This is a genomic window from Burkholderia sp. Bp8963, from assembly GCF_003854275.1.
In the GTDB taxonomy this organism is placed as follows: domain Bacteria; phylum Pseudomonadota; class Gammaproteobacteria; order Burkholderiales; family Burkholderiaceae; genus Burkholderia.
This window is the reverse complement of the sequence record NZ_QTQP01000151.1, coordinates 1-1228: the sequence shown is the minus strand read 5'-3', so window position 1 is coordinate 1228 and position 1228 is coordinate 1. Positions and strand designations below refer to the sequence as shown.

Here is a 1228-nt window from a genome sequence, read left to right as displayed (position 1 = left end):
TGCGGATTCAACCCGTCGATGCAACACACTTGAGGCTGCATAGCAGCAAGGAGTGTTGCCATGAAACAGAGACGGCGGATCTACTATACAGATACCCAGAAGGCGTTAATGTGGGAGCGTTGGCGCACGGGCGAGTCGCTGCAGCAGATCGCTCAGTTGTTTGATCGGAACCATTCCTCGGTACAACAGATTCTGGCGGAAGCGGGCGGCATACAGCCAAAGCAACGGCACCGTTCGAGCTTGGCACTGACCCTTGCCGAGCGGGAGGAGATCTCACGTTCAGTGGTTGCTGGCGATTCGATTCGCGCGATTGCGAATCGAATCGGACGTGCTCCGTCGACCATTAGCCGCGAGCTCAAGCGGAACGGAGGTATGCCGGGCTATCGGGCGAACAATGCTGACGAACTTGCTTGGGAACGAGCCCGTCGCCCACAAATCTGTAAGCTCGTCAGGAACCGGGAACTTGCCCAGGTCGTGGCAAGCAAGCTCCGGCTGCAGTGGTCGCCCGAGCAGATCGCCGGTTGGCTCAAGCACGTGTACGCGGTCAACAGGGACTATCAGGTGTCGCACGAGACCATATACCGCAGCCTCTACATACAAGCTCGTGGTGCGCTCAAAAAGGAATTGCTCGAGCATTTACGGCGCTCGCGAGCCATGCGCCGTTCGCGTCATCACACAATGAAGACGGATGGCCACGGCAGAATTTGCGACACTGTCCCGATCAGTGAGCGCCCCGCGACCGTTGAGGATCGCGCGATACCGGGCCACTGGGAAGGCGATTTGCTGTTCGGCAGCGCGAACAGTCAGATTGCCACGCTCGTCGAGCGTCAGAGCCGCTTCGTGATGCTAGTGAAGGTCGGCAGCAAGGATACAGAAACGGTCATCAATGCGTTGATTCGGCACGCCGGCAAGCTTCCTCAGGAACTCTACAAATCACTGACCTGGGACCGGGGCAAAGAGATGGCCGATCACACGCGCTTCACCGTGTCCACCGACATCAAGGTCTACTTTTGTGATCCGCAGAGCCCTTGGCAACGGGGTTCGAACGAGAACACAAATGGGCTCCTCAGACAGTATTTCCCAAAGGGGATCGACCTCTCGGCCTATTCCCAGGCCAAGCTCAACGCTGTTGCCAGGCGGCTTAATGAGCGTCCGCGAAAAACACTAGACTTTGATACACCGGCTGAGCGTTTTCATCAATTCGTTGCATCGACGGGTTGAATCCGCA

The 1228-nt window shown here is 57.4% G+C and carries 1 protein-coding gene; it reads left to right on the top strand.

Features of this window, described 5'->3' with window-relative positions:
- Nucleotides 1–60: 60 nt before the first annotated feature.
- Entirely contained in the window at nt 61–1221 is a 1161-nt protein-coding gene (locus DID96_RS37735; RefSeq protein WP_124604394.1) for an IS30 family transposase, read from the top strand.
- Nucleotides 1222–1228: the final 7 nt, after the last annotated feature.

What these genes read in the sequence shown, in the direction of transcription:
- DID96_RS37735 (WP_124604394.1), top strand. Translation starts at nt 61, where the DNA reads ATGAAACAGAGACGGCGGATCTACTATACAGATACCCAGAAGGCGTTA.